The organism is Ewingella sp. S1.OA.A_B6 (assembly GCF_049889095.1).
Taxonomy (GTDB): Bacteria; Pseudomonadota; Gammaproteobacteria; order Enterobacterales; family Enterobacteriaceae; genus Ewingella.
Map to the genome: position 1 here is coordinate 65,745 of NZ_JBLJFK010000003.1, position 24,310 is coordinate 90,054.

The following is a 24,310-nucleotide window of genomic DNA, read 5'->3' on the forward strand; positions in this document are numbered from 1 at the left end:
GCACGATGTCTGCAAAAAATATAGAAACCACGCTGATCAGCGCTGGCCGTGACAAAAAGTACACCTTAGGTTCTGTCAATGCGGTGATCCAGCGAGCCTCATCGCTGGTGTTCAACACGGTAGCCGATAAAAAACACGCCACCAAAAACCGCGCCGAGGGTGAACTGTTTTATGGTCGTCGCGGTACGCTGACTCACTTCTCATTTCAGGAGGCGATGGTCGAACTGGAAGGTGGCGCCGGTTGTGCGCTTTACCCGTGCGGCGCGGCGGCAGTCAGCAACGCTATTCTGTCGTTTGTCTCCACCGGCGATCACATTCTGGTCGCCGGTTCAGCCTATGAACCGACACAGGATTTTGCCGAAAAAGTCTTGAGAAAACTGGGCGTCACCACCACTTATTTCCCGGCGACGATCGGCGGTGAACTCGGTTCGCTGATGCAGCCTAATACCAAAGTTGTGTTCCTGGAAGCGCCAGGGTCTATCACCATGGAGATGCCGGATATTCCGGCGATGGTTCGCGCAGTCCGTGCCGTGAATCCCCACGTAGTGGTGATGATTGACAACACCTGGGCGGCGGGCATTCTGTTTAAAGCGCTGGAATTTGATATCGACATTTCGATTCAAGCTGGGACCAAGTACATCATCGGCCACTCTGATGCGATGATTGGCACCGCCGTCAGTAATGAACGCTGCTGGGAACAACTGCGTGAACACTCCTACCTGATGGGCCAGATGGTCGATGCCGACACCGCTTACGTCGCCAGTCGTGGGTTACGCACGCTAAGCATCCGCCTGCGTCAACATGAAGAGAGCAGCATCCAGATAGCACAGTGGCTGGCCGAGCGTCCGGAAGTGGCAAGGGTCAACCATCCCGCGTTGCCAGGAAGCACCGGACACGAATTCTGGAAACGTGATTTCACCGGCAGCTGCGGTCTGTTCTCTTTTGTGTTGAAACAACGGCTCAGCGATCAACAGTTGGCGGATTACCTCGACCACTTCGAACATTTCAGCATGGCCTATTCGTGGGGCGGGTTCGAGTCACTGGTGCTGGCAAACCAGCCAGAAGAGATCCAGGCGATCCGTCCGGCAGAAACCGTCGATTTCAGCGGTACTCTGGTGCGGCTACACATCGGGCTGGAAAATCGCGATGATCTGATCGCCGATCTGGAGACCGCCTTCCAACGTATTGCGGCTAAAGCTTAATGATTGCGACGGACAGCGCAGATCCGCACGCTGTCTGTCGATATTTGTCCGCGAAAATGCCATTAATTTATCAGCATATTTTCATGTGCTCATTTTTATCTGCATAAAGACCTAGCCTCAGCGAATGATGCGTGAGGCTTCTATGACTAAATTATTACTGCTCTTGAGCATTGTCCTCAGATCAACCCCGGCACGACCGATCTGCGTTACACTGACCCTGTGGCCGTTTTTCACAAAACCCTGACAGGACAGACTATGGCAGTACTTACCGATATTTTTCATGCACTGTGGCAGCATGACTTCAGCGTCCTCGCCAACCCTAAGGTACTTTGGGTGGTGTATACCGTATTATTTGTCACCCTTTTTCTGGAAAATGGCCTGCTTCCGGCCTCGTTCCTGCCGGGTGACAGCCTGCTGTTATTAACCGGCGCGTTGATTGCAAAAGGGGTGATGAGCTTTATTCCGACACTGATCATTCTGGTGATTGCAGCCAGCCTGGGTTGCTGGCTGAGTTACATTCAGGGCCGCTGGTTGGGCCATACGAAATTGGTCAAAGGCTGGCTATTGCAGCTTCCAGCGCACTACCATCAGCGTGCTCATCAGATGTTTACGCAGCACGGTTTAATGGCATTGCTGGCTGGCCGTTTTCTGGCATTTGTACGCACGTTACTGCCGACCATCGCCGGTATTTCAGGCCTGAGTAATGCCCGCTTCCAGCTGTTTAACTGGCTAAGCTCGCTGTTATGGGTCGGCGCGCTGATTTCGCTGGGCTTCGCCCTTAGCCATATTCCGATCGTCAAGCGCCATGAAGATCAGGTGATGGCAGGGCTGATGATCCTGCCGGTATTTCTTTTAGTGGTGGGGTTGGCAGGTGCGTTGTTAGTTGTCTGGAAGAAACGAAAATGCAAATCCGCACCCTGCGCCTGTGAGATCAAAACTAAACCCGCTGAATAGCGGGTTTTTTATACATATTATCTAATCAGTGTATCCGCTAACGTCAGCGAGTGACCTTCGCGCGCCCGCGCCATTTCATCACTTGGCGTCACGCCAAAGTAACGCTTAAACTCCCGGCTAAATTGCGACGCACTCTCATAACCGACACGTAATGCCGCCGAACTGGCCTTCAATCCGTCGTACATCATCATCATGCGCGCTTTATGCAGTCGGTAGGTCTTCAAATATTGCAGCGGAGACGTGCTGGTGACCGCTTTAAAGTTATGATGAAAAGCTGAGACGCTCATGTTTACTTCACTGGCCAGCAGCTCAACGCTGAGGTTGTCGGCGTACTGGCTTTCGATACGGCGCAGCGCTTTGGCAATCTGGCAGAAGTGCGTGTGGCGGTTAACCAACGCCTGCAAAGCGCCACCGTTGTCGCTGGTCAGCACCATAAACAGGATCTCCCGGATGATCTGCGGACCTAACACTTTGGCTCGTAAAGGTTTCGCCATCGCATCAAGCAAGCGTTCAGCGGCGCAAAGAATGTCTTCATCCAGCACGCCAGAACTGATACCGGACGATTGATCTTTTTGTCCGGTAAAACCAGCCTCCTCCATGTCCATCAGCAAATCCTGTAACATGACGGTGTTAATACTGATTTGGATCCCGGCTAGCGGATGCTCCACCGTAGCAAAGGTTTCACATTCAAAAGGCAATGGCACCGTCAGCATCAGGTAGTTTTTCGGATCATAGGAAAAGGTGCGCTTGCCCAGATAGCCGATTTTACTGCCCTGGAACAGGATCACCAGACCGGGGTTATACAGCACCGGCGTGCGTGGGTGGTGTCGCTTGGTATGCATCAACGAAACCTGCGGCACGATCGACTGACTGAGCAGTTTATCGCCACTAAGCCGGGCGACATGTAACGCCAGCCGGGTACAAAGCCCCTCTACATCTTCCATTTACCCTTTCCTTCACTCTCAATGATCCGGCACTGATTCTGCCATGGACGCACTATTTCCTACAGCGTTTAGCAGAAACAGGCAAGCTTTAGACAGAAATGAGCATCATTACTGCACCAGAATATTGTTAGGGTGTTAAGTATTACAGTGCGTAGCAGAAATCAGCATAAATGCCGTTAGCTGCTAGGCTTTAGTAAGCACGTGAGGTTTTGCAAAACCTTCATCTGATTGCATCTGATTAAACCCCACGGTTAAACAGGAGAAACTCATGGCAACGCAACCCAACATCAAACTTAACGATGGCAACAAAATGCCTCAGTTAGGACTCGGCGTATGGAAGGCCAGCAACCAAGAGGCGAGCAACGCCGTCACCACAGCGATTAACACGGGTTATCGCCACATAGATACCGCCGCCATTTATAAAAATGAGGAGGGCGTTGGCGAAGCGCTGAGCGCCATAAACGTTCCACGTGAAGAGCTGTTCATTACCACCAAACTTTGGAATGACGACCAGTTGAATGCGCAGGCAGCGCTGGAGAGCAGCCTGAAGAAATTGCGTCTCGACTACGTTGATCTCTACCTGATTCACTGGCCGAAAGCCGATCAGGGTAATTTTGTGGAAGCCTGGAAGCAGCTGCAAAAACTGAAGGAACAGGGGCTGGCGAAAAGCGTCGGCGTGTGTAATTTCCACATTCCGCATCTGCAAAAGCTTAAAGATGAAACCGGGATCTTCCCGGTAGTGAATCAGATTGAGCTGCATCCGCTACTGCAACAGCGTCAGTTGCATGCCTGGAACGCCACGCATAATATTGCTACCGAATCCTGGAGCCCGCTGGCACAGGGCGGCGAAGGCGTGTTCGACCAACCGCTGATCCAAAAGTTGGCGGAAAAGTATGAGAAAACCCCGGCACAGGTGGTGATCCGTTGGCATCTGGACAGCGGCTTAATTGTGATCCCTAAATCCGTGACGCCAAAACGTATTCGCGAAAACTTTGACGTGTTTGACTTCAAACTAGAGAAGGAAGAGCTAACTGAAATCGCCAAACTGGATGCGGGTAAACGTTTAGGGCCAGATCCTGATACGTTTTGATCCACACCTGTACCTGCACGTATTGAAAGCAAAAAACCGCCACGGCGGTTTTTTTTATGTCTTACGTTTGTGACGCGCGTTACATCGACGGCATGGTGATCATCTGGCCGGTGGAGCCACGGTCGGCCATCTCGAGCGCCCCGCTGTAGTAGAGGAACGGGAAATGATCGTAGGATGGCTGGTTGAAGTAAACCAACAGTTCGACATCACCATCGATCCATACCGTATCTTTAAATCCGGCATCTTCCACCAGCGGCGCAGCGCCATTGACACTTTTCACCAAGAAAGAGACGCCCTGAGCATGGAATGGCTGCGGCATGTCGGCATGCACATTCCAGCGCTCCCACGTGCCTTGCTGAGTCGTAACGTCAATACGGCTGATGTCCCAGAGGGAACCATTGATGCCCGGCGGGCTATCACCCAGGCGGAATTCACGGGTGCGGGAGACACTGCCACTGAGAATTTGGTCGGCCAGCAGACGCATAGGAAGATTGTCGGTCACTAAGGGTAAGAGGCCGGTCGGTTTAAGCGTTAGCACTAGTGCGGAAACCAGAATGCTCGAAGGTTCGAACAAGCCACGGAGACGGTCCATCACGCTGGCCGCTTCACCTGCAGTGATCGACACTTCGTCACCCTGCGACATATCAATCAAAACTTCCCGGCGCTCGCCCGGTGCCAGAGATAGCCGCTGAACACTGACCGGTGCAGGTAAGAAGCCAAGATCGGAACCCACCACGTGGAAAGCGCGATTGTCGCTAAGACTAAGCTGATAGCGACGGGCATTAGACGCATTGAGTAAACGCAGGCGCACCCAGCCACGTGAAACCTCGACAAATGGCCCCTGTACACCGTTGACCAGCATAGTGTCGCCAAAGAACCCGCCAGACGCAGGAGTGTCGTATTGCGGCACGCCGAAGTTGTCGAGGCGCTTGTCCTGAATGATCACCGGAAAGTCATCTACGCCATAGTGGTTGGGTAGCGGCAGGTTTTTGCTTATCGGATCTTCAATCAGCCACATCCCCGCCAGCCCATTATAGACGTGTGGTCCCATACGGTTTGGGGTGTTGGCGTGATACCAGCAAGTTGCTGCAGGCTGACGGATAGGCAGAACCGGCGACCAATCGACGCCCGGCGAAATCATGCGCGCGCCACCACCAGCCAGCGTACCTGGCACCTGCAAACCGCTGACAGTCACCGACACCGGTTCAGACAGGCGATTGCTGTAAATCAGCTTGACGTCATCACCGCTGTAGACCCGCACCGTAGGTCCAAGGTACATACCATTAAATCCCCAGACCGGTGCTTTACTCCCCCCGAGGAATGACCAATGGGCTGATTGCATGGTCAGGAATAATGGCTGTCCACGGCGGGACTCTATTAATGGCGGAACGGGCAAGGCTGGTTGCGTTCCACTCGCTTGTGCCCTCAGTGGCAATGCACCTGCGGCCAGTGCCAGGCCGGATGCTTGCAGGAATGAACGACGACTGAGTGACATATTTTCTCCATGAAAACAAAATCAAAGCTGTGTTAACAACCCATTGCCTTCATTGGCTGCGGGCGCAAAGGGAGGACTATTTTTTCGTTTTCGCGGCAGCCTGCCGCTGGGCTACTTCGGCGTCAAGTTCTGCAATTTTGTCAGCCATAACCTGATGACAGTGATTGGACAGCTCGCGCAATCGCTCTTTACCATATTGTGAGGTATCAATCGGCGGCAGCATTTCAATAATTACCAGACCGTTGGACCAGCGGTTGAGTTTAACTGTCCCGTGGGTGTTGGACACGCAGATCGGCACGATTGGCACGCCGGCGGAAATCGCGGCGTGGAAGGCACCGGTTTTAAACGGCATCAAACCGCGGCCACGGCTGCGCGTCCCTTCCGGAAACATCCAAATGGAGATGTTTTTTTTGTTTATATGATCAACCATCTGCGAAATAGTGGTGTGCGCTTTAGCACGGTTATCACGGTCAATCAGCAGGTTACCAGTCAGCCAGTAAAGCTGGCCAAAAAACGGGATCCACGCCAGGTTTTTTTTGCCAACCGTCACGGTTCTTGGCTGGACCATGGACGAAACGGTAACCATGTCATAATTGTTCTGATGGTTGGCAATATAGATGCAGTTACCGTAATGCGCCGCTTCAGGCGGGATCCGTTTTTCCAGGGTAATACCCAGCACCGGTGCCAGACGCGAGAACATATGGCCGAAGGTGGCCACGTGTTTCGGGTTTCTGGGGCTGAACAGGCAATAAATACAACCCAAAATAGACAGTAGAATCGAATAGATAACGACGATGATCAGACGCAAAATAAATAACATAACATCCTCTTAAGCATACCGCCGGAGCCAGCAGAAAACCTCGCAGTTCTCTTTCCTCAACGCTGGGCTATTTTCAGGCCTCGGTCAGCGCTATACAACGGTTTTATTGATACATGTGTAAAGTTTTTGCACTTTGCAGCAACGTAAAAATTGCCTCGTTTTAACAAAGTATTCAGGGCACTAATGTGCCCCGAATTGTTCGATCGGGTTCGGTTACCTGATGGCGTTACTCTTCACTGTTACCCACTGATTTACGCAACGGTGAGTCAACTTCGACGCGATCGATACGTTGCAGGCCACGTGGCAACAGCGTTCCTTTGCGACCACGTTCTGCACGGAATTTCTGTAACTCTTCCGGTCGCAGCGTCAACTTACGCTTGCCGACGTACAGGGTCAGAGAGGTTTGCGGTGGCAACACCAACAGCCAGACCAGTTTGTCTTCGCCCGATGCCGCCTGCGCCGAAGGAATTGAAACAATTTTGTTGCCTTTCCCTTTCGACAACTGCGGCAAATCGGAGACCGGGAACAGCAACATACGACCCGCTGCCGTTATCGACAGCAACATGTTGTCTTCACCATGAAGCTCGATTGGCGGCAGGGTTTTGGCATTATCCGGCAAGGTGATCATTGCCTTACCTGCACGGTTGCGTGCCACTAAATCATTGAAGGTACAGACGAAACCGTAACCCGCATCTGATGCCATAAGGAGTTTCTGATCGTCCTGGGCCATCAGCACCTGTTCGATAGTCGCACCCGGCGGTGGCGTCAATTTCCCCGTCAGCGGCTCACCCTGACCGCGCGCTGAAGGCAGCGTCATCGGATCCAGCGCATAGCTGCGGCCGGTCGAGTCAATAAAGACCACCGGCTGATTGCTCTTGCCTTTGGCAGCCGCACGGAAGCTATCACCGGCCTTGTAGCTCAAACCGTTGGCATCAATATCGTGGCCTTTGGCACTGCGTACCCAGCCCATTTGAGACAGAACGATGGTCACCGGCTCAGACGGCACAAAATCGTGCTCGCTCATGGCTTTGGCTTCTTCACGCTCGGTGATTGGCGAACGGCGATCGTCACCATAGGCCTCAACATCAGCCTGAATTTCTTTACGGATTAAGGTACTGAGCTTACGTTCTGACCCAAGGAGCGCTTGTAACTGATCGCGCTCTTTCGCCAGTTCAGCTTGCTCACCGCGAATTTTGAACTCTTCGAGTTTAGCCAAATGGCGTAATTTCAACTCGAGGATCGCTTCGGTCTGCGTTTCACTCAGATCAAAGCGAGCCATCAGTACCGGTTTAGGTTCATCCTCGGTACGGATGATATGGATCACTTCGTCAATGCTCAGGAAGGCAGTCAGTAAACCTTCGAGGATATGCAGACGCTTCAGCACTTTATCAAGACGGAAGTTCAACCGGCGGCGCACGGTATCACGGCGGTAAGCCAGCCACTCCGTCAGGATTTCCACCAGCCCTTTCACCGACGGACGGTTATCCAGGCCGATCATGTTCATGTTGATACGGTAACTGCGTTCCAGATCGGTAGTAACAAACAGGTGGTTCATCACCTGATCGAGATCAACACGGTTGGAACGTGGCACAACCACCAGACGGGTTGGGTTCTCGTGATCGGATTCGTCACGTAGATCTTCGACCATCGGCAGCTTTTTATTGCGCATCTGGCCGGCGATTTGCTCCAGCACTTTGGCTCCGGACACCTGATGTGGTAAGGCGGTGATCACCGCGCTGCCATCCTCTTTGTGCCACACGGCGCGCATCCGCACCGAGCCTTTGCCAGATTCGTAAATTTTACGGATTTCATTACGCGGGGTAATGATTTCAGCTTCGGTCGGGAAGTCAGGCCCCTGCACGAATTCCAGTAAATCTTCCAGCGTACTGCCCGGTTTTTCCAGCAATGCGATAGCGGCATTAGCGACTTCACGAATGTTGTGCGGCGGAATATCCGTCGCCATCCCCACGGCAATACCGGTCGTACCGTTGAGTAAAATATTCGGCAGGCGCGCTGGCAGGGTTTTTGGTTCTTGCATGGTGCCGTCAAAGTTCGGTACGTAATTAACCGTACCCTGACCCAGTTCGCGCAGCAGCACGTCCGCGTATTTCGACAGACGCGATTCAGTATAACGCATGGCGGCGAAGGATTTCGGGTCATCCGGCGCACCCCAGTTCCCCTGACCGTCCACCAGCGGATAGCGATAGGAGAAGGGTTGTGCCATCAGCACCATGGCTTCATAACAGGCGCTGTCACCGTGCGGGTGATATTTACCTAACACGTCACCGACGGTACGGGCGGATTTCTTGAATTTGGCGTTATTGCTCAGGCCGAGTTCGGACATCGCATAAATAATGCGGCGTTGCACAGGCTTGAGGCCGTCACCGATAAACGGCAGCGCGCGGTCCATGATCACATACATGGAATAGTTGAGATAGGCGTTCTCAGTAAACGTGTGCAGCGCTAAACGCTCTGTACCGTCATGAGTTATTTCGCTCATTGATTAATCCTCAGACCCGTGGCGTTATCGTTTTGGAAAATAAGGAGGCTCACACTTGCAGGGGCACAACATTGCCCGCTACGAGGCGATGATGCCCGCGATAGTACATCATCTGCCGCATTCCTGTCACAGTTGCTGTGATACTGAACGCTACCGCCGCGGTAAGTTGGCTATAAAGTGGCTTAAAATGTTCTTCCTGCCTATTGAAGCGCCGTATTATTGCATCTGAGTCAATAGTATTGTGCGCAATATCACATTTTTCTGCCATGCGGTTTTGAGTAGAATGGGGACAACAGCTTATCAACGAGACCCTACAACATGAGCAATATCCTGATTATTAATGCCGGTAAAACCTTCGCCCACTCAAAAGGCGCACTGAACAACAGCCTGACTGACGTCGGCTCAAGCTTCTTACGCGACGCGGGCCACGAGGTGCGGGTCACCGTTCTTGAAGAGGGTTATGACGTTCAGACCGAAATTGAAAGTTATCTGTGGGCAGATGCCATCATTTATCAGCAACCGGGCTGGTGGATGGGGATGCCATGGACGCTGAAAAAATATATCGATGAAGTCTTCACCGAAGGTCACGGAAAACTGTACGCCAGCGATGGTCGTACCCGTTCAGACGCTGCGCAGAAATATGGCTCAGGCGGCTTGTTACAGGGCAAGAGCTACATGCTCTCTGTTACCTGGAATGCTCCGTTGGAAGCCTTTGAAGATAAAGAGCAATTCTTCCACGGTGTTGGGGTTGACGGCGTGTATCTGGCACAGCACAAAGCCAATCAGTTCATTGGTCTGGATACACTGCCTACTTTCATGTGTAACGACGTCATCAAGCAACCGAATGTTGAGGGCGATTTTGCCCGTTACCGTACGCACCTTGAATATGTGTTTGGTCAGGCTTAAGTTTAGTCTTCGCATCGATATTTTTCCGACAGGTACAAAGAGGATTTCATGATCACTGTTATTGCCGAAATCAAAGTAAAATCGGGCCGCCGTGACGAGGTGCTGGAAAAAATCATCGCGCTGTTGCCAAGCGTTCTCGAAGAGAAAGGCTGTCACCGCTATGAGCCCTACGTTGATTTCAACGGTCAGATCCCGTGGCGTAAAACTGTTCCTCACTCCATCTTCATGTTGGAGGAGTGGGAAAGCCTGGCGCACCTTGAAGCACACCAGCAGGCGGCGCATATGGACCAGCACCGTGAAAACATCAAAGCCGACGTGCTGGATGTGGTGATCCACATTATCGAAAAAGCGTGATTATTTGATGTCAGGTCGCCTTGAAATCTGACATAAAAAAACGCCGGATGCTCTGCAGCTCCGGCGTTTTTGTTCATGATGAAAACGAATCGGTTTACACGTCCAGTTCGGCGGTGTCACCTTTTTCCTGCAACCAGTTGCGGCGGTCTTCAGAACGTTTCTTCGCCAACAGCATGTCCATCATGCGCAGGGTCTGATCGATATTCTCTTCGTCGATGGTCAGTTGCACCAAGCGGCGGGTATTTGGATCCAGCGTGGTTTCACGCAGTTGCAGCGGGTTCATCTCGCCCAATCCTTTGAAGCGCTGGACGTTAGGTTTACCCTTTTTGCGTTTCAGCTGATCCAGTACGCCCTCTTTTTCCTGCTCATCAAGCGCGTAAAATACTTCTTTGCCCAGATCGATTCGGTACAGCGGCGGCATGGCGACATAAACGTGTCCACCGCGAACCAAAGAGCGGAAATGACGGACAAACAGCGCACACAGTAACGTGGCGATGTGCAAGCCGTCGGAGTCCGCATCCGCCAGAATACAGACTTTACCGTAACGCAGCTGGCTCAAATCTTCGCTGTCGGGATCGATACCGATCGCCACCGAAATATCATGTACTTCCTGCGAGGCCAGCACTTCGTCTGAAGAGACTTCCCAGGTATTCAGGATCTTACCCTTGAGGGGCATGATCGCTTGATATTGACGATCGCGCGCCTGTTTGGCCGATCCGCCTGCCGAGTCCCCTTCCACCAGGAAGAGTTCGGTCATATTCAGATCCTGCGAGGAACAGTCAGCCAGTTTGCCGGGTAACGCCGGGCCGCTGGTCAGTTTTTTACGCACCACTTTCTTCGAGGCACGTAAACGACGCTGGGCACTGGAAATACACAGTTCAGCCAACTGTTCAGCGGCCTGCACGTTCTGGTTCAGCCACAGGCTAAAGGCATCTTTCACCACGCCGGACACAAAGGCTGCACACTGGCGTGAAGACAAACGTTCTTTGGTCTGACCGGCAAATTGGGGATCCTGCATTTTCACCGACAGCACATAGGCACAGCGCTCCCAGATATCTTCCGCCGACAGCTTCACGCCGCGTGGCAGAATGTTGCGGAATTCGCAGAACTCACGCATGGCATCGAGCAGGCCCTGACGCAGACCGTTGACGTGCGTCCCGCCCTGCATGGTTGGGATCAGGTTGACGTAGCTTTCGGTGAGCAACTCACCGCCTTCCGGCAGCCACAGCAACGCCCAGTCAACCGCTTCGGTATCACCGGAAAATACGCCAACAAAGGCTTTTTCCGGCAGAGTGATGAGACCGTTGACCGCTTCCATCAGATAGTCAGTCAGACCATCTTCATAACACCAGCGCTGCTCGGTGTTGTTCACATTGTCTTTGAAAACAATTTCAACGCCAGGGCAGAGAACTGCTTTAGCTTTTAGCAAATGGCTGAGGCGGCTGACGGAAAAACGTGGGCTATCGAAGAAGCTGACGTCCGGCCAGAAATGCACGCTAGTACCGGTATTGCGCTTGCCGCAGGTGCCGGTAACGTGCAGATCCTCAACCTTGTCGCCGTTCTCGAATGCCATTTCATAGACTTCGCCGCCGCGTTTCACTGCGACTTCAACACGTGTTGAGAGAGCGTTGACCACGGAAATCCCCACGCCGTGCAGGCCGCCGGAAAACTGATAGTTTTTGTTGGAAAATTTGCCGCCTGCGTGCAGCCGACAAAAAATCAGTTCAACTGCTGGCACACCCTCTTCAAGGTGAATGTCCACCGGCATACCGCGACCGTCATCAGTGACTTCAAGAGACTGGTCGGCGTGCAAGATCACTTCGATACGTTTTGCGTGACCGGCTAACGCCTCATCGACGCTGTTATCTATGACTTCCTGACCGAGGTGGTTTGGTCGTGTGGTGTCGGTGTACATGCCGGGGCGACGACGCACCGGTTCAAGACCGCTGAGGACCTCTATGGAATCCGCGTTATAAGTTGATTGGCTCATCGTTGAATATTCGTGGCTCATAGGTTGGGAAACATTCGTTGGGCGGGCGCTGCAGGGTCTGCGAGTCGGAAAGTCCTCTGGGGGAAAACTCACCCTGACGATTCAGTCCGATGCCAGACCCAGGAAATCAATAATCGGCGAAAAATAGCGTTCGAAGCCGATAAAAGTATGATTTCCCTCAGGTTCGACCGTCTGTCGGCAGGGAGTGTAATACGCCACGGCCTGACGGTAATCGAGGATTTCATCGCCCGTTTGCTGAAGCAACCACAGTAAATCCGGTGACTCCAGCGGCTCGACCTGCATCACTTTCAGGTCGTAAACGTGGCGTGACTCTAACACATATTGCTGCCCGGTGTAGGGGTTCTCATTCTGCCCCAGGTAGTCGATAAGTAGCTCAAAAGGCCGCACGGCGGGATTGACGACCACGGCTGGCACAGTAAAGCATTGGGACAACCAAGTGGCGTAATAGCCGCCCAGCGAAGAGCCGACAATGCCCAGTTTCCGCCCGGATTTTTGCATCACCAGGGATTCAAGTTGCTCCGCTGCATCCGATGGAAAAGGCGGCAACTGCGGCACCACCATTTCTATCTGAGGATGACTTTCCGCCAACCAGTTTTTGAGCAACGTAGCCTTGGCCGACTCCGGTGAACTATTGAAACCGTGCAGGTAGAGTAAGGTGCTCATTCGTAACCGTCCGAATCCGAATCCGGGCTGAATTCATCAGTGTTAAGACGGCATACCTGCGTCTCTACCCGGCCATCAGGATAGAGATCAAGATAGCGCCAGCCAGGCGCGGCCGTATCAATAGTGAAATTGGTACAATGCGGTTTGAACTGAACACAAGTCGATGGCGTGGCATACAGCCGTTTTCCGTACCAGTCGAGATCCAGCTCCTGATGAATATGTCCGCAGAGCAAGGTGTTGACCTTCGGATAGTGCATCAGCACGTTAGCCAGCATGTGCGCATTGCGCAAACTGTGCTGGTCAAGCCAGGTACATCCCGACGGCAGCGGATGGTGATGCAACATAATTAGCGTGAAACGGCCGGGGTAAGCATTCAGACAACGTTCCATCCATTCGATCTGATATTCACTGACATGACCGTGCGGTACACCGAATACCTGCGTGTCGAGCAGCAAGACTTGCCAGCGATCGCCGAGCAGCACTTGCTTAGAGGGATGAATACCCGCAGCTTGCAAGGCATCGACCATCGCGGGTTGGAAATCGTGATTTCCTGGTAACCAGACACAGGGCGCAGGCAGTTCATTAATGCCCTGAGCAAAATGGTGGTAGGCCTCAAGGGATTGATCCTGAGCCAAATCGCCGGTTGCCGCGATGATATCGACCTCGCGCTCCTGTGCTTTTATTGCATCCAGCACAGCGCGATAGCTGCGGAAGGTGTTCACCCCCAACAACGTTTCGTTCTCACCGGCGAAGAGATGAGTATCTGTAATTTGCAGAATTCTGACTTTGGCCCCATTCACCAAAGGCAGTCTAAACAGGCTTTCCAAGTAGTGTCCTTTGTTATCAAGTCTGTCTAACAAACCGGAACGGCCATCGCTCCATGCGCAAGGCAAAAACGCAGCCAATCCGCAAGGAACTGGTTAATTTGATGCTTTTCATCACGCTGATGCAACTTTTTATTAGGATAATCATAGCGTGCTTTGAAGCGAAAGATCTGCTGACTCGCACACACTTCGGCAACCATAGCATCGTGATAAAGACGCACGGTTAATGAAGGCAGGCTCCAGTAGCTGACCGCCGGGGCGGTCTGTTTTATCTCAACCAAGGTCGTGTAACGCGTGGACTCAATAACGGTCAGACGGTACGTTGCGCTACTCACCTGATAAGTTGCCATTTCGCCAACTTCATCATTACGCGGCATTAAACGGCGCAGTTGTGCGAAATTGGTTTCACACAACCTCATCATCTCTGGAAAATCAGGGGTATAGCGCTTAATCATCAGTGGGACCACTCTTTTTTCAGGGATTCATGGTGCAGAGTCAGCCACTGCAAAGCAATAACTGACGCAGCATTATCGATTACGCCTTCCTCCACCCAGCGGTAAGCTTGTTCACGGCTTACCACATGCACGCGGATGTCCTCGTTTTCCACCGCAAGGCCGTGAATTCCCTGTGCCGTTGTCGCATCCACTTCGCCGACCATGATAGACAAGCGTTCGCTGGTTCCCCCTGGACTGGCGAGGTAGCTCAGCGCGAGTTTACAGCGGCCGACAACAATATTAGCTTCCTCCAGCGCTTCGCGACGTGCGACCTCTTCTACCGTTTCGCACTCTTCAATGATACCGGCGACCATTTCGAGAAGCCATGGGGTATCACTGGAATCAATAGATGGAATACGGATTTGTTCAATTAACACCACTTCATCACGCTGAGGATCATAGGGTAATAGTACCGCTGCATGGCCACGTTCGAAAACCTCTCTCACCACTTCTCCACTCATTTCGCCACTAAACAGACGATGGCGAAACCGATAGGCAATAATGGAAAAAAAACCTTTATATCGCGTCTCACGTGCAATAATTTCCACATCATCCTGACCGAAAGTGACCGGTGAATTTTTTAATGAAGACATCTTGCTTCTCCCTTATTCCCTCACACAGACAGATTATCGTCATTTGAGGTCAATTTGATGAAAATGCGCTAATAATAATCAGGCACGTTTGTGGTAGATTTATACTAATTTAGGCCGTAAGGCACGTTAAGCCACTCAGTCCTTCTGCCAGTCTCTGATAGAATCAGGGTCTATTCGTATTTTGACAGCGTCACCATAACAACATTGCTGCACAACAAGGAATGCAAATGAAGAAACTGCTCCCCCTTCTAATCGGACTTAGCCTGGGCGGCTTTAGTGCGATGAGCCAGGCTGAAAACCTAATGCAGGTCTACCAGCAAGCCAGGGAAAGTAACCCGGATCTGCGAAAATCTGCCGCTGACCGTGATGCTGCATTCGAAAAAATTAATGAATCGCGCAGCCCTTTATTGCCGCAACTCGGCTTGGGTGCGGATTATGATTATACCAATGGCTATCGCGACGCGAATGGTGTTAACAGCAATGTGGCCAGTGCTTCCCTGCAGTTGACTCAGACCATTTTTGATATGTCAAAATGGCGTGCATTGACCCTGCAGGAGAAAACGGCCGGTATTCAGGACGTCACTTTCCAAACGGCTCAGCAATCCTTGATTCTGAATTCAGCGACGGCGTATTTCAACGTATTAAGCGCGATTGATTCCCTGTCTTACACCGAAGCTCAGAAACAAGCTGTCTATCGCCAGTTAGATCAAACAACTCAGCGTTTCAACGTTGGCCTTGTGGCGATCACTGATGTGCAAAATGCCCGTTCGCAATACGACACCGTGCTGGCCAATGAAGTGACTGCGCGTAATAACCTCGACAACGCATTGGAATCTTTGCGTCAAGTCACAGGCGTTTACTACCCGCAGCTCTCTTCACTGAATATTGACCGTTTCAACACCCAGCGCCCGCAGCCGGTCGCCAGCCTGTTGAAAGAAGCAGAAAGCCGCAACCTGAGCTTGCTGTCTGCACGTTTGTCACAGGATTTAGCGCGTGAGCAAATCCGTTCTGCCCAGACTGGCCACATGCCGACAGTAGACCTGACGGCGTCCACGGGTCTGAGCAACACCAAGTACAACGGATCTAATACCGGCTCCGGCAATTTTCAGGACAGCGATTCAGGCCAGAATAAAGTTGGTATCAGCTTCTCCCTGCCGCTATACAGCGGCGGCTCGGTGACCTCTCAGGTCAAACAGGCGCAATACAACTTTGTTGGCGCTAGCGAGCAGTTGGAAAGCGCTCACCGTTCTGTGGTTCAGACCGTCCGCTCTTCCTTCAACAACGTTTCTGCGTCTATCAGCAGCATCAACGCCTATAAACAAGCCGTTGTGTCTGCGCAAAGCTCATTTGACGCGATGGAAGCAGGTTACCAGGTGGGTACCCGTACCATCGTTGACGTGTTGGATGCGACCACGACGCTGTATAATGCCAAGCAACAGTTGTCAGCTGCACGTTATAACTACCTGATTAATGAGTTAAATATTAAATCCGCATTAGGTACGTTGAACGAAAATGATCTGCTGGCCCTGAACGGTGCGTTAGGCAAATCGATCCCGACTACACCTGACGCCGTTGCTCCGGAAAGTCCACAACAGGATGCGTCTGCGGACGGTTACAATCAGAATCAGAATGCAACGCAGACCCAAAATAGCGCACAAGCTGACAACGCGAGTTCACCGGTAGTAAACCGTACCCCGACAACCACTCACAGCACCAAGAAAAGCGGTAATCCATTCAAGAATTAATCGAATTATACCCAAAATAATTCGAGGTGCATCGAGGCGGCAAGAGAAGAAATCCCGATGAGCTTAGTAAACTAAGTGATTCGGGTGAATGAGCGCAGCCAATAAAGATGCAGCTTGAAGTATGACGGGTATCACCGTTTTTCGACCTGAGCAGCCTGAAGGGCTGTTTTTTTTGCCCGCGTCACAGCCTTTCGTAAAGTCTCGTAACAATTGACCCTGACTGCTTTAACATTAATCATCTTTACCCTATTCTTGTGCACTACTGGGAAAGGGCAAAAAAGCCCTACACATGGGATATATTCGATGAAACGGACACAAAACATCAATCTGGCTACCTTCCGCAAATCCTGGCGTAGCTATCGCATCACCCCTGTCGCCATTGCCGTCAGCGCCGTATTTATGCTTTCAGCTTGTGAAAAAACCGATGAAACCGTCTCGCTTTACCAAAACGTAGACGATTGTTCAAAAGCTAATCCCTCTAACAGCGCACAGTGTACTGCGGCTTATGATGCTGCCAAAAAAGAAGCTGAAAAAACCGCGCCAAAATACGCCAGCCGTGAAGAGTGTGTGGCTGAATTCGGCGAAGGTCAGTGTACTCAGACGCCAGCGCAGGCTGGCATGGCCGCACAACCGCAGCAAAGTGGCAGCTTCTGGATGCCATTGATGGCTGGCTACATGATGGGCCGTATGATGGGCGGCGCGGGCTTTGCTCAGCAACCGCTGTTCACCTCAAAAAATGCCGCCAGCCCGGCTAACGGCAAATTCGTCGATGCCACCGGTAAAAGCTACGGTCCAGCGACCGCTGGCGGACGTACCATGAACGTGCCTAAAACTGCGATGGCACCAAAGCCCGCGACCACCAGTACCGTAACACGTGGTGGCTTCGGTGAGAGCGTAGCAAAACAGAACACCATGCAGCGCAGCTCGGCCTCCAACACGCGTTCACCGTCACGCAGCATGGGTGGCTAAGAGGCCGTCATGAAACGTTTAGCGATTGCAGAACGCCCGAACTGGCGCGAAAAAGCCACTGAGTTTGGCTTCAACTTTCACACCATGTATGGCGAGCCGTACTGGTGTGAAGATGCTTACTATCAGTTCACGCTGGCACAGATAGAAGAGATCGAAGAGGCTACCGCAGACATCCATCAGATGTGTTTGAAAGTGGTCGAAAAAGTCATCGGCGACGATGCTCTGATGGCGAAATTCCAGATCCCGAAACACGTCTGGGAATTTGTCCGCAGCTCATGGCGCACCCAGCAGCCCTCACTCTATTCCCGCCTGGACCTGGCCTACGACGGCGTTAACCCGCCGAAGTTGCTGGAAAACAATGCCGATACCCCGACGTCGCTTTATGAAGCGGCCTTTTTCCAATGGTTATGGCTGGAAGACCAAATTGCCGCAGGCAAACTGCCGCAGGATGCCGACCAGTTCAACTGCATGCAGGAAAAACTGATTGAGCGTTTCAGCGAGCTGAAGAACCAGCACGGTTTTTCATTGCTGCATTTCGCCTGCTGTGAAGACACAGAGGAAGATCGTGGTACGGTGCAATATCTGCAGGATTGCGCGCTGGAAGCAGAACTCGCCAGTGATTTCCTGTTCATTGAAGAGATCGGCCTTGGCGAACGCGGTCAGTTTACCGATCCGCAGGATCAGGTGATCAGCAACTTGTTCAAGCTCTATCCGTGGGAATTCATGTTCCGCGAGATATTCTCTACCAAACTGGAAGATGCGGGAGTCCGCTGGCTGGAACCGGCCTGGAAAGCCATTATTTCTAACAAAGCCTTGCTGCCGATGTTATGGAAAATGTTCCCGGATCACCCAAATTTGCTGCCGGCTTTTTTCGCAGAGGATGCACACCCGGAAATGGATCACTATGTGATCAAACCGCTGTTTTCCCGTGAAGGTGCCAATATCCGCATTATCGAAAAAGGCCAGGAAGTCGCCCGCGTGGAGGGTCCTTACGGCGAAGAGGGCATGATAGTCCAACAGTTCCATCACCTGCCGCAGTTCGGTGACAGCTATACGCTGATCGGCAGTTGGTTGATCAACGATCAACCCTGCGGCATTGGCCTGCGCGAAGATAAAGCGCTGATCACGCAGGATCTGTCACGTTTCTATCCGCATGTGATCATCGGTTAACCTTTAAATTGACAATAAAAAAGGAGAGCGAATCATTTCACTCTCCTTTTTTTATGTGGCAATTAGCCTATACCCTCAATCATTCGAGTCGCCCAGAAGCGCCTACTTTTGGTGCAGGAAGGCGGCAAACAAGCGAATCCCGATGAGCTGACCTGGGACAGTGATTCGGGTGAGAGAATGCAGCCAACGCACCTGCAGCTTGAAGGATGACGAGCATATTAGCCTAGCTGTATGGACAGCATACTGAGCGACCCCATCACAATACCGTCGGTTGGCGTGGTGATCACCTCTTCGCCATCCCATGCACCCAATAAGTACAGCAGCGGCAGATAATGCTCGACGGATGGATGAGAAAGGGCTGCGTCTTCATGTTGCATAAAGTTGACCAGCGGATGGTCTTTGACCGTCCCTTTCCAGCCCAGATTATCCAATACATACTGGTTAAAGGAGGTCGCCCAAGGATAAGGCTCGGTGTTACCTTCCCACTTCACCCTCCTCAGGTTATGCACCACGTTACCGCTGGCAACAATCATCACACCTTCGTCACGTAGCGCGGCCAGTTTCCTGCCGATCTGATAGTGATATTCTGCCGGTTGTGTACCGTCGATACTGAGCTGCACCACAGGAATATCCGCATCAGGATACATCTTGATCAACACGCCCCAGGTCCCGTGGTCAAGACCCCATTCACTGGTATCTGCAGTGACATTGATGGGCCTGAGCAATTCCTGCAACTGTTTTGCCAGCGCAGGTGAACCCGGTGCCGGATAACGTTTGTCGAATAACGCCTGCGGGAAACCACCAAAGTCATGGATCGTACGCGGGTTTTCCATCGCGGTGACAGCCGTCCCCCGGGTAAACCAGTGAGCAGACACAGCCACGATGGCTTTCGGGCGCGGCAATGTTTCACCCAGTTTTTGCCATGCGCGAGTATAGGTGTTGTCTTCGAGCGCGTTCATCGGGCTGCCGTGACCTAAAAACAAGGCAGGCATACGAGGGGAAGTCATCATGTTTTCCTTACCGCAAAGTTAAAAGAGTGGCAGCTTCCCGACTGATGGATTCTGCGCGATGAAAATACGGTACTCTTTTTCTTCGCGGCACACAGCCGGATAACAGTGATGAAGTTATTCAGTAAATTTGAATAATCGAAAAATAGAAAAGGCCGCACGATGCGGCCTTTCAATAGGATGGAGAAACTCAGCTGGCTTGTTGGGTCTGAGCCTGACGATAGGCCACCAGATCTTCAATAGTCAGTACCGTGATATCGTGTTTTTTGGCAAACGCGATCGCTTCTGGCGCATGTGCCATGCTGCCATCGTCGTTGGTCAGTTCACACAGCACACCGAACGGTTTTAGGCCTGCCAGTATTACCAGATCAATTGACGCTTCGGTGTGACCACCGCGGGTCAGCACCCCGCCCGCTTGGGCGCGCAGCGGAAAAACATGCCCCGGACGGTTCAGATCAGAAGGTTTGGCATTGTCTTTAATGGCAGTGCGGATAGTCGTGAGACGGTCAGCAGCAGACACACCCGTTGTCACACCTTCGGCTGCTTCGATGGTCACGGTAAACGCCGTCTGGAACTGGCTGGAGTTGTGCTCAACCATCATCGGTAAATCGAGCTTTTTACGGCTGTCTTCGTTCATGGTAAGGCAAACAATGCCGCTGCCGTGGCGGATCGTCAGCGCCATTTGCTCAACGGTCATCGTTTCGGCGGCAAAGATTAAGTCGCCTTCGTTTTCACGATCTTCGTCATCCAGTACCATTACACCGCGGCCATTGCGCAATGCATCAAGTGCACGCTCAATACGTTGAACCGGCGTACCAAATTCGGAAAGTAGGGTCTGATTCATGGTAAAAATAACCTCATAAACTGTATGTAAAATACATGGATTACCAGAATCAGGGCGTCTTGAGGAGTATCACTGTGGCGCGACTTCGTTGCACTACAGTGGTATACCCTAAATAATTCGAGTTTCAGGAAGGCAACAAGCTCGTGAATCCCAGGAGCTTAGCTGACTAAGTGACTGAGGTAGGCGAGCGCAGTTAACACACCTGTAACTTGAAGTATGACGGGTATAAAAAATAACGCAGCAGGCAAATTAATGCCTGGCTTGAATCGTTACTCTCTCCCATCCGGACTTTAACCGTCGGCCCCGGAATTACACCGGATCTGCTGACCTCTAACCTCGAAAGGTTGAGCGCTCGCGGGCTTCCACGTTGGAAGGGTTATGATCCTTCCGGTATTCTGTGGTTTACCGCCGGTGGGGACTTTCACCCCGCCCTGAGAATAAGCACGTCAACTATAGCGCCATTAAAAGGTCGGAGCAATGTGTCGAATGGCCGATTAATGCCTTCGAAGAGGTTTATAGAATTCGCATCTGCGATTACACTGGTTGTAATCGCCTAATTCGAAATAAGGTAAAAAGCATGATTGACCCAAAGAAAATTGAACAAATTGCCCGTCAGGTTCACGAGTCTATGCCAAAAGGCATTCGCGAATTTGGTGAAGATGCCGAAAAGAAAATCCGCCAGGTTTTACAGGCCCAGTTCAGCCGTATGGATCTCGTCAATCGTGAAGAGTTTGATGTGCAGACTCAAGTGCTGCTGCGCACCCGCGAGAAACTGGTGGCGATGGAACAGCGTCTGACTGAGCTGGAAAGCAAACTGACTGCGGCGCAAAAGCCACAGGATCCTGTTTAACTTTATCATCCCACCAGATCGACGTAAAAAGACCTGTTTTGCAGGTCTTTTTTATGCGCATAGCAAACGTTACTCAACCCGTAACACTGCCCGGGGTTTCGGCAACATCCCCCATAAAAGAGCAAACATCAGCAAAGCATATAACGACTTCCAGCCCACCATAGCCAATAAAAAGCAGCACAGCAGACTCCCCAACAACGCCATCCCTCTTGAGCGCCCTTTCAGCAACCGCCATCCTGCCAGCATGCACAACAGATAAATAAGAATAAAGATGCCATTGGCATAGACAATCAGCGCATCGAGCGGCAGATCCAACCAGTAAATAAGCAGTGTGAACAATACACAGCTGCCTACCACGGCGTTCAACGCAGCGACCGGAACCTGCTGTGCGGAGAGCTTAGCCAGACGGCTTTTCGGCTTGAGTTGTGCCTGTGACCATACCAGCCTGGCGAAACTTTGTGTGTAGATATTCACGCTGGCAAAACAGGCCAGATAGCCAATGATGCAGGCCACCCAAAGCGCATGTTGGCCGAACAGTTGTACCACAATACCGGGTAGCGACGCTGCCGCCTCGCGGCCTTCGCCCCAGGCGTGAAACTTTAGCACCGCCACCGTACAACCCCAATACACTGCGCCTGCCACCAGCATGCCAATCAGCAGCGCACGTGGGAAATCACGCTTGGGGTGGCGGAACTCAGTTGCCAGATGAGCAAAGGCTTCCAGCCCGACAAAACACCAGAACATCACGGCCAGCGCATCAAACATTGAGAGCGGAGAGATATCCTGTACTTTTGGCAACGGGATCTGGCTGAGCGTTATCCCGCCCTTCCACCAAATCGCCACCACCAGCCCAACCACCAAAAAAGCGATCAGCGTCTGAATATTGGCACTCGAGCCGGCACTGCGGGTGCCGAGAAACCAGATAGCAAAAAGCGTCCCTAGCTGCACCAGTAACAAATTCGTGCTACTCCAGCCAAAAGCCGCCTGCCAGAATCCTGCTGCAATATGTAAAGCGGCAGGCAGTCCCACCGGGATGACGGAAAGAAAAAGCCAGCCAGTTACCCGCGCCATATGCGGGCCAAAGGCCGTGCCGACAAAATGGGCCGCACCGCCCGCACTGGGAAAGTGTCGTCCTAACGCAGCAAAGCCAATGGCAATAGGAAAAACCAGCAGGATTAACAACGGCCAGGCCCACAGGCTGTCATATTGCGCCAGTTGTGCAGCCAGTGCAGGCACCGCGAAAACCCCCGTCCCCAGCAAAGAGGTAGAGAGGAGCCCGACGCCCTGCGCCAGTCCCAACTCCTGTTTTAGTCCACTCACAAACGCCTCACTTAAGCAGGGTTTGACCAATACCTGGGTTTGATCAATAAAAGAAAGGCCCGGCACAATGCCAGGCCTTCGTTTTTTATCGTCGATCAATGCCGTATATTAATCCTGCGCTTTGATCTGATTAATAATTTTGGTGGTGGATAAACCGTCTTCGAAGTTGAGCACTCGCACTTCTCCTCCGTTGGCCCAAACGTCCTCGCAACCGGCAATTTGCTCAGGTTTGTAATCACCCCCTTTGACCAGCAGATCCGGCAGGATCCCGGCGATCAGGCGCTGTGGAGTATCTTCTTCAAATGCCACAACCCAATCCACTGCGCCCAGCGCACCAAGTACGATCATGCGGTTTTGTAACTGATTGACCGGGCGGCTTTCGCCCTTCAGGCGCTTGGTAGAAGCATCGCTGTTGACGGCCACAATCAGACGGTCGCCGAGCTTACGCGCATTCGCCAGATAGGAGACATGCCCTGCATGCAGGATGTCGAAGATGCCGTTGGTCATCACCACTTTTTCACCACGCTGACGGGCCATTGCCACAGCCGCTTTCAGTTCGGTTTCGGTCATCACACCAAAACCTACGTCAGAGCGCCCGCCGATGGCATTCTCAAGTTCAACCGGAGAAACGGTTGAAGTACCGAGCTTTCCGACCACAACACCGGCAGCCGCGTTGGCAAGGAAGCAGGATTCTTCCAGTGAGTTTCCAGCAGCAAGAGCTGCCGCCAGCACACCAATCACCGTATCACCAGCACCGGTCACGTCATACACTTCCTGCGCCTGCGTTGGCAGATGCAGCGGTTCTCTGCCCGGCTGCAACAGGGTCATACCATGTTCTGAGCGGGTTATCAGCAGTGCCGAGAGTTCAAAATCAGCAACCAGTTTCATGCCGCAGGAGACAATCTCTGCTTCATCTTTACAGCGTCCAACCACGGCTTCGAATTCGGACAGATTAGGTGTCAGCAGCGTCGCACCGCGGTAGCGCTCAAAATCAGAACCTTTCGGATCGACCAACACCGGCACACCGGCTTTTTTTGCCAACTGGATCATCGATCGAACGTCAGTCAGTGCGCCTTTGGCGTAGTCAGACAGCACTAGCGCGCCGGTTTTCGGCAGCGCTTGTTCGATTTTTTGCAGCATCGGCTGAAGATCAACACCTTCAAAACCCTCTTCGAAGTCGAGGCGGATCAGCTGCTGATTGCGAGAAAGCACGCGCAGTTTGGTGATGGTGGGGTGAGTCGTTAACGCCACAAAATCACATTGAACATTCACTTCATCCAGACGCTGGCTCAGCGCACGGGCGGCGTCATCAACACCGGTGATCCCGATAAGGCGCGATTCGGCTCCAAGGGACGCGATATTCATCGCCACGTTGGCAGCACCACCAGGGCGCTCCTCAATGGTGTTGACTTTCACCACCGGCACCGGCGCTTCAGGCGAGATACGGTTAGTCGGGCCATACCAGTAGCGATCTAACATTACATCACCCACTACCAGCACACCGGCACGGTGAAAATCAGGCAGAGTCACTTTCATCCCATACTCCAAAACAGGT

The 24,310-nt window shown here is 52.3% G+C and carries 23 protein-coding genes and 1 riboswitch; of the genes, 10 read left to right on the forward strand and 13 right to left on the reverse strand.

Annotated features, from left to right (window positions below):
• Positions 1 to 5 precede the first annotated feature (5 nt).
• Positions 6 to 1,202 (forward strand): cystathionine beta-lyase, encoded by a 1,197-nt coding sequence (gene metC, locus ACMV8I_RS10095; protein WP_498865096.1) that lies wholly within the window; start codon positions 6 to 8, stop codon positions 1,200 to 1,202.
• A gap of 255 nt (positions 1,203 to 1,457) precedes the next feature.
• Positions 1,458 to 2,156 carry a DedA family protein gene (locus tag ACMV8I_RS10100; protein WP_498865097.1) on the forward strand — a complete coding sequence of 233 codons (699 nt, stop codon included), beginning with the start codon at positions 1,458 to 1,460 and terminating at the stop codon, positions 2,154 to 2,156.
• A gap of 17 nt (positions 2,157 to 2,173) precedes the next feature.
• On the opposite strand, the gene ACMV8I_RS10105 is transcribed toward ACMV8I_RS10100, so the two are convergent.
• A complete protein-coding gene (locus ACMV8I_RS10105; protein ID WP_498865098.1) occupies positions 2,174 to 3,100 on the reverse strand; it encodes an AraC family transcriptional regulator in 927 nt (308 codons plus the stop codon).
• Between the two features lie 268 nt (positions 3,101 to 3,368).
• Between ACMV8I_RS10105 and dkgA the strand changes: the two genes are divergently transcribed.
• On the forward strand, positions 3,369 to 4,190 hold the full coding sequence (gene dkgA / locus ACMV8I_RS10110; protein WP_498865099.1) for a 2,5-didehydrogluconate reductase DkgA: 822 nt from the start codon (positions 3,369 to 3,371) through the stop codon (positions 4,188 to 4,190).
• A gap of 79 nt (positions 4,191 to 4,269) precedes the next feature.
• Here dkgA and ftsP read toward each other — a convergent pair whose 3' ends face one another.
• The 3 genes from ftsP to parC form a co-directional block, all read right to left on the reverse strand.
• Positions 4,270 to 5,685 (reverse strand): cell division protein FtsP, encoded by a 1,416-nt coding sequence (gene ftsP, locus ACMV8I_RS10115; RefSeq protein WP_498865100.1) that lies wholly within the window; start codon positions 5,683 to 5,685, stop codon positions 4,270 to 4,272.
• Positions 5,686 to 5,761: 76 nt separating this feature from the next.
• Positions 5,762 to 6,505: a 1-acylglycerol-3-phosphate O-acyltransferase gene (locus tag ACMV8I_RS10120; protein WP_498865101.1), complete on the reverse strand. Its 744-nt coding sequence runs from the start codon at positions 6,503 to 6,505 to the stop codon at positions 5,762 to 5,764.
• Between the two features lie 226 nt (positions 6,506 to 6,731).
• Positions 6,732 to 9,005 (reverse strand): DNA topoisomerase IV subunit A, encoded by a 2,274-nt coding sequence (parC, locus tag ACMV8I_RS10125; protein WP_498865102.1) that lies wholly within the window; start codon positions 9,003 to 9,005, stop codon positions 6,732 to 6,734.
• Between the two features lie 55 nt (positions 9,006 to 9,060).
• On the opposite strand from parC, the gene ACMV8I_RS10130 reads away from it, so the two are divergent.
• The 3 genes from ACMV8I_RS10130 to ACMV8I_RS10140 all read left to right on the forward strand — a co-directional run bounded on the left by ACMV8I_RS10130 (position 9,061) and on the right by ACMV8I_RS10140 (position 10,265).
• Positions 9,061 to 9,234, forward strand: coding sequence for a hypothetical protein (locus ACMV8I_RS10130; RefSeq protein WP_498865103.1), 174 nt, complete (start codon positions 9,061 to 9,063; stop codon positions 9,232 to 9,234).
• 89 nt (positions 9,235 to 9,323) lie between these two features.
• On the forward strand, positions 9,324 to 9,911 hold the full coding sequence (locus ACMV8I_RS10135; RefSeq protein ID WP_498865104.1) for an NAD(P)H-dependent oxidoreductase: 588 nt from the start codon (positions 9,324 to 9,326) through the stop codon (positions 9,909 to 9,911).
• Between the two features lie 48 nt (positions 9,912 to 9,959).
• Positions 9,960 to 10,265, forward strand: a complete 306-nt coding sequence (locus ACMV8I_RS10140) for a putative quinol monooxygenase (protein ID WP_498865105.1) — start codon at positions 9,960 to 9,962, stop codon at positions 10,263 to 10,265.
• Between the two features lie 94 nt (positions 10,266 to 10,359).
• On the opposite strand, the gene parE is transcribed toward ACMV8I_RS10140, so the two are convergent.
• The 5 genes from parE to nudF form a co-directional block, all read right to left on the reverse strand.
• A complete protein-coding gene (parE, locus tag ACMV8I_RS10145) occupies positions 10,360 to 12,255 on the reverse strand; it encodes a DNA topoisomerase IV subunit B (protein WP_498865106.1) in 1,896 nt (631 codons plus the stop codon).
• A gap of 102 nt (positions 12,256 to 12,357) precedes the next feature.
• Positions 12,358 to 12,939 carry an esterase YqiA gene (gene yqiA, locus ACMV8I_RS10150; protein ID WP_498865107.1) on the reverse strand — a complete coding sequence of 194 codons (582 nt, stop codon included), beginning with the start codon at positions 12,937 to 12,939 and terminating at the stop codon, positions 12,358 to 12,360.
• The gene (gene cpdA / locus ACMV8I_RS10155) at positions 12,936 to 13,766 is read right to left on the reverse strand and encodes a 3',5'-cyclic-AMP phosphodiesterase (protein WP_498865108.1); all 831 of its coding nucleotides are present in this window, start codon (positions 13,764 to 13,766) and stop codon (positions 12,936 to 12,938) included. Before cpdA ends, yqiA begins: the two co-directional genes overlap by 4 nt.
• A gap of 26 nt (positions 13,767 to 13,792) precedes the next feature.
• Positions 13,793 to 14,215 (reverse strand): DUF1249 family protein, encoded by a 423-nt coding sequence (locus tag ACMV8I_RS10160; RefSeq protein ID WP_498865284.1) that lies wholly within the window; start codon positions 14,213 to 14,215, stop codon positions 13,793 to 13,795.
• Positions 14,216 to 14,217: 2 nt separating this feature from the next.
• Positions 14,218 to 14,850 (reverse strand): ADP-ribose diphosphatase, encoded by a 633-nt coding sequence (gene nudF / locus ACMV8I_RS10165; RefSeq protein ID WP_498865109.1) that lies wholly within the window; start codon positions 14,848 to 14,850, stop codon positions 14,218 to 14,220.
• 227 nt (positions 14,851 to 15,077) lie between these two features.
• Between nudF and tolC the strand changes: the two genes are divergently transcribed.
• From tolC to ACMV8I_RS10180, 3 genes are all read left to right on the forward strand, one after another.
• A complete protein-coding gene (tolC, locus tag ACMV8I_RS10170) occupies positions 15,078 to 16,595 on the forward strand; it encodes an outer membrane channel protein TolC (protein ID WP_498865110.1) in 1,518 nt (505 codons plus the stop codon).
• Between the two features lie 303 nt (positions 16,596 to 16,898).
• Positions 16,899 to 17,564: a DUF1190 family protein gene (locus tag ACMV8I_RS10175; RefSeq protein ID WP_498865111.1), complete on the forward strand. Its 666-nt coding sequence runs from the start codon at positions 16,899 to 16,901 to the stop codon at positions 17,562 to 17,564.
• A gap of 9 nt (positions 17,565 to 17,573) precedes the next feature.
• Positions 17,574 to 18,734 carry a glutathionylspermidine synthase family protein gene (locus tag ACMV8I_RS10180; RefSeq protein WP_498865112.1) on the forward strand — a complete coding sequence of 387 codons (1,161 nt, stop codon included), beginning with the start codon at positions 17,574 to 17,576 and terminating at the stop codon, positions 18,732 to 18,734.
• A gap of 218 nt (positions 18,735 to 18,952) precedes the next feature.
• On the opposite strand, the gene ygiD is transcribed toward ACMV8I_RS10180, so the two are convergent.
• Positions 18,953 to 19,741, reverse strand: a complete 789-nt coding sequence (gene ygiD, locus ACMV8I_RS10185) for a 4,5-DOPA-extradiol-dioxygenase (RefSeq protein WP_498865285.1) — start codon at positions 19,739 to 19,741, stop codon at positions 18,953 to 18,955.
• Between the two features lie 190 nt (positions 19,742 to 19,931).
• The gene (gene ribB, locus ACMV8I_RS10190) at positions 19,932 to 20,585 is read right to left on the reverse strand and encodes a 3,4-dihydroxy-2-butanone-4-phosphate synthase (protein ID WP_498865113.1); all 654 of its coding nucleotides are present in this window, start codon (positions 20,583 to 20,585) and stop codon (positions 19,932 to 19,934) included.
• Positions 20,586 to 20,852: 267 nt separating this feature from the next.
• A riboswitch (FMN riboswitch) is annotated at positions 20,853 to 21,028 on the reverse strand.
• A gap of 134 nt (positions 21,029 to 21,162) precedes the next feature.
• Here ribB and ubiK point away from each other — a divergent pair.
• Positions 21,163 to 21,435, forward strand: coding sequence for a ubiquinone biosynthesis accessory factor UbiK (gene ubiK / locus ACMV8I_RS10195; RefSeq protein WP_498865114.1), 273 nt, complete (start codon positions 21,163 to 21,165; stop codon positions 21,433 to 21,435).
• 69 nt (positions 21,436 to 21,504) lie between these two features.
• Here ubiK and yjeH read toward each other — a convergent pair whose 3' ends face one another.
• Entirely contained in the window at positions 21,505 to 22,755 is a 1,251-nt protein-coding gene (gene yjeH, locus ACMV8I_RS10200) for an L-methionine/branched-chain amino acid transporter (protein ID WP_498865115.1), read from the reverse strand.
• Positions 22,756 to 22,863: 108 nt separating this feature from the next.
• Positions 22,864 to 24,291 (reverse strand): bifunctional D-glycero-beta-D-manno-heptose-7-phosphate kinase/D-glycero-beta-D-manno-heptose 1-phosphate adenylyltransferase HldE, encoded by a 1,428-nt coding sequence (gene hldE, locus ACMV8I_RS10205; RefSeq protein WP_498865116.1) that lies wholly within the window; start codon positions 24,289 to 24,291, stop codon positions 22,864 to 22,866.
• Positions 24,292 to 24,310 lie beyond the last annotated feature (19 nt).

Bases quoted from the DNA above. Each gene is read 5' to 3' on its own strand.
- metC (WP_498865096.1), top strand. From the start codon at position 6: ATGTCTGCAAAAAATATAGAAACCACGCTGATCAGCGCTGGCCGTGAC.
- ACMV8I_RS10100 (WP_498865097.1), top strand. From the start codon at position 1,458: ATGGCAGTACTTACCGATATTTTTCATGCACTGTGGCAGCATGACTTC.
- ACMV8I_RS10105 (WP_498865098.1), bottom strand. From the start codon at position 3,100: ATGGAAGATGTAGAGGGGCTTTGTACCCGGCTGGCGTTACATGTCGCC.
- dkgA (WP_498865099.1), top strand. From the start codon at position 3,369: ATGGCAACGCAACCCAACATCAAACTTAACGATGGCAACAAAATGCCT.
- ftsP (WP_498865100.1), bottom strand. From the start codon at position 5,685: ATGTCACTCAGTCGTCGTTCATTCCTGCAAGCATCCGGCCTGGCACTG.
- ACMV8I_RS10120 (WP_498865101.1), bottom strand. From the start codon at position 6,505: ATGTTATTTATTTTGCGTCTGATCATCGTCGTTATCTATTCGATTCTA.
- parC (WP_498865102.1), bottom strand. From the start codon at position 9,005: ATGAGCGAAATAACTCATGACGGTACAGAGCGTTTAGCGCTGCACACG.
- ACMV8I_RS10135 (WP_498865104.1), top strand. From the start codon at position 9,324: ATGAGCAATATCCTGATTATTAATGCCGGTAAAACCTTCGCCCACTCA.
- ACMV8I_RS10140 (WP_498865105.1), top strand. From the start codon at position 9,960: ATGATCACTGTTATTGCCGAAATCAAAGTAAAATCGGGCCGCCGTGAC.
- parE (WP_498865106.1), bottom strand. From the start codon at position 12,255: ATGAGCCAATCAACTTATAACGCGGATTCCATAGAGGTCCTCAGCGGT.
- yqiA (WP_498865107.1), bottom strand. From the start codon at position 12,939: ATGAGCACCTTACTCTACCTGCACGGTTTCAATAGTTCACCGGAGTCG.
- nudF (WP_498865109.1), bottom strand. From the start codon at position 14,850: ATGTCTTCATTAAAAAATTCACCGGTCACTTTCGGTCAGGATGATGTG.
- tolC (WP_498865110.1), top strand. From the start codon at position 15,078: ATGAAGAAACTGCTCCCCCTTCTAATCGGACTTAGCCTGGGCGGCTTT.
- ACMV8I_RS10175 (WP_498865111.1), top strand. From the start codon at position 16,899: ATGAAACGGACACAAAACATCAATCTGGCTACCTTCCGCAAATCCTGG.
- ACMV8I_RS10180 (WP_498865112.1), top strand. From the start codon at position 17,574: ATGAAACGTTTAGCGATTGCAGAACGCCCGAACTGGCGCGAAAAAGCC.
- ygiD (WP_498865285.1), bottom strand. From the start codon at position 19,741: ATGACTTCCCCTCGTATGCCTGCCTTGTTTTTAGGTCACGGCAGCCCG.
- ribB (WP_498865113.1), bottom strand. From the start codon at position 20,585: ATGAATCAGACCCTACTTTCCGAATTTGGTACGCCGGTTCAACGTATT.
- ubiK (WP_498865114.1), top strand. From the start codon at position 21,163: ATGATTGACCCAAAGAAAATTGAACAAATTGCCCGTCAGGTTCACGAG.
- hldE (WP_498865116.1), bottom strand. From the start codon at position 24,291: ATGAAAGTGACTCTGCCTGATTTTCACCGTGCCGGTGTGCTGGTAGTG.